This window comes from Corynebacterium sp. HMSC071F07, from assembly GCF_001810285.1.
Classification (GTDB): domain Bacteria; phylum Actinomycetota; class Actinomycetes; order Mycobacteriales; family Mycobacteriaceae; genus Corynebacterium; species Corynebacterium simulans.
Map to the genome: position 1 here is coordinate 6,873 of NZ_KV800700.1, position 2,782 is coordinate 9,654.

The following is a 2,782-nucleotide window of genomic DNA, read 5'->3' on the forward strand; positions in this document are numbered from 1 at the left end:
CCCCGCCACCTGAACGCCATGAGCCACAGCCGCCGCGCGATCCGGCGCTGGCTACCGCGCACCCGAACGCGCCGCCTGCGCAGCATGTTGCCTAAGACCAACTGAATACGTACCACACAGTTAGCTCGGAAAACCGATAAAAGGTTCCGGGCTATTAGTCGTTTTAGAGGGGACGAACCATGTTGTGTTTCTTATTGGTTAGCGCCTGGATCACAGCGAAAACGACTAAACCCACCGCGATCAAGCGGTGGGTTTAGCTATGCGGAGCAGTTTCGCAAATGATTTAAGCTAGATTCGCAAAACCGTCGATTGGAGTCTTTTGCGAAACTACCCACCCACCTGCAACGACCCGAACCACAGCTATGGTTTCCGTCGGTTTCCGTTCCCGGTTCCGTCGGCAGGTGGGCCGGGCGGTGTCGGAGGTGGGGGCACACCACGTGGTTCGTCCCCAGTCCTAGCCCCTATCCGCGAGAGGGACAGGATAACGCCACGACCGGAGACACACCCCGCCGTCAAAGTCACAAGCAAGTTTATGTTGCTGGAGGTCTACGCGACGCGCTTAGCGCATACGCTGTGACAGCCCATAGCGCGGAGCCAAAACCACCGCGCCCCTTGTTTAAGGAAGAGCCTGATTACTCGGGGATCTCGCTGAGTTGGGCCTCAATCCGATCCAACCGCTCGGTGATGTTGCGTAGGTGCTCCACGATGAGTTGGTTGGAACCATCGATCGCCGTCGCCGTTTCGCGTCGTGCGCTGGTGACGGTGCGTACCACCCAGACGGTAAGAGCAACGAAGATCGCGAGTGGTAGTGCGGCGGCGAGGATGACAAGAAATACGGTAGCGGTAAGTGTCACGAAGATTCCCTTTTCTGTTCTTGATTAATCAGGTGCCTAATGTGGTCTGGAGTTACTTCAAGCTGAAACGGAGCGACCCAGTAGTGCTTCCTCACTCGGCTCTCTCCGAGCTGTTCCAGGCCACTCTCGATGAGTCCAGCAGCTTCCAAGCGGTTGAGGTGCTGGTAGAGCAGTGGCCGAGACATCCCGAGTCGGCGGGCCAGCTCACTGACATGGGTCGAATCCGTCTCTAGGGAGGCGATAATTCGCAACCGAGGCTCACTTCCGAGAGCACTGAGCATTTGAGCGAGCCGTGCTGCGTCCATCATCCCTCCGTATCGTAATCGAACGATGTCAGGTGTAAGTATATGCTTACAGTCGGCGGTGTGCAAGTTCTGCCGGGTCTGGCGGAGACGCTGCCCGACTTAAGACGTGGCCGGTGTCCCATCACGTCCCCTCTTCACCCTCCCCAAGAAGAAACCCAGCCGAAGCACACACCACAGCTGGGTTCCTTCATGGCTTACAGCGTAGCCAGCAGCTACAGCCGCTCGATGTCTACATCGCCATCGAGAATCCTCGGCTCTACCTCCATGTGGATCCCGCGGTAGGGAAGTAGTGCGCGGATAATGTCGTGGGTGATGTCGATGCCTGGAGATGGTTCGTCCCGCAAAAGGTGGTACAGGCTAGGGCAGTAGTCCACGCCGGGAAACTCGTCCTTTGCTTCGGGAACGCACCCGTCCGGGTCAAAAGTCGTGCAGCGAATGATCAGGTCGTCGTGGACACTATTGGGCAGATTGATGGTGAGTCCTGGTGTGGTGGCAGACATGTCTGCAACCGTGGCCTCGTTTACAGACCGGGTAAGCGGGATTAGGCCGCGGGCGGACTCACCGCCTTGGATGCGGGTGAGTCCCGCACGGTTTCCGTAAGTGTCGGCCAGGGTGACAAACGTGACGCGCACCGGGGCAGTGGCCACCGACATGGAGTTAAACGCGGTGAGGACGTTGATTTCGCGCTCGGTGATAAGCCCCTGCGGGCCTGTGAAGCTAATGACGTGGTTGTAGAGCGCGGCGGTGGACATGGACAAGATGGTGTCGGCCACCTGTTTTCCCTGTTTCAGGGTTTCGGTGACTTGGGCGAGGTCGTCTACCTCAAGCTCGGCGGTGAAGTACTGGCAGTACAGTGGTGTGCTCATGTCGAGTGTGGACATGGTTCGTCCCTTTCCTTTGAGGGTGTGAGCAGTGGAAATGTCAAGTGTCGGGCATGGTAACAGGTAGAAATTTGCGGATACGCAAACTGTCCGCGCGGTGGGTTGCCGATGTGTGAGGTATGGCAACAAGCCGCGTGAGTTAAGACAAAATTGCGGATACGCAATCGCGTTCGACGGTGGTCACGCTAGTCGGTGCGGGGTGTGGTTGAGGCTCCGCGCAGGTCGCGCACGTATCGGTTAGCCACAACCGGGGGCAGCGGATCTACATGTTGTGGTGGACATAGCTGTGGGCCACAAAGCGGGGCCTTGAAGGACTTGGTGGGTAGGATTAAGGCCGTGTCCGAGGCTCGCGCGGGGGTGCTAAATATGGCATGTCCCTTTTTTGATCTCCACAACATGATGTGGTGGTTCGTCTGGTAGATGTTTGCGGAACCGCAAACATGCAGGCCATATAAGAAATTCCTGCGAAGTTGGCGGTGTGAGGCCACCTGCTTGCCAGATTGCAGATCGGCAAACAAGACTATGTGTAGCGGAGTGCACTGCGTGGCCTAGCTACGTAGCATCCACTACACCGCCCCATTCCACTGCGATCGTGCCGACGAAGGAAAGGCCCATGTCCAGTAACTACACCACCGCCGACTATGAGGCGATCATCGCCAACTACACACCACACGCCGTGCGCTCTGAGCCGTGGAGCCACGTTGCCGACTTCACCCGCGAGTGCGTGCGCGCACTTAACATC

Annotated in this window: 3 protein-coding genes; all 3 read right to left on the reverse strand. The window is 57.8% G+C overall.

Annotated features, from left to right (window positions below):
- Positions 1–632: 632 nt before the first annotated feature.
- The 3 genes from HMPREF2724_RS03490 to HMPREF2724_RS03500 all read right to left on the reverse strand — a co-directional run bounded on the left by HMPREF2724_RS03490 (position 633) and on the right by HMPREF2724_RS03500 (position 2,040).
- Entirely contained in the window at positions 633–854 is a 222-nt protein-coding gene (locus HMPREF2724_RS03490) for a hypothetical protein (protein ID WP_005323143.1), read from the reverse strand.
- Complete coding sequence (locus HMPREF2724_RS03495) at positions 851–1,162, reverse strand: ArsR/SmtB family transcription factor (RefSeq protein WP_005323142.1); 312 nt, start codon at positions 1,160–1,162, stop codon at positions 851–853. Before HMPREF2724_RS03495 ends, HMPREF2724_RS03490 begins: the two co-directional genes overlap by 4 nt.
- Before the next feature lie 209 nt (positions 1,163–1,371).
- Entirely contained in the window at positions 1,372–2,040 is a 669-nt protein-coding gene (locus HMPREF2724_RS03500; protein ID WP_005323141.1) for a hypothetical protein, read from the reverse strand.
- Positions 2,041–2,782 lie beyond the last annotated feature (742 nt).

Coding starts and splice junctions, on each gene's coding strand:
- HMPREF2724_RS03495 (WP_005323142.1), bottom strand. CDS start 1,162: ATGATGGACGCAGCACGGCTCGCTCAAATGCTCAGTGCTCTCGGAAGT.
- HMPREF2724_RS03500 (WP_005323141.1), bottom strand. CDS start 2,040: ATGTCCACACTCGACATGAGCACACCACTGTACTGCCAGTACTTCACC.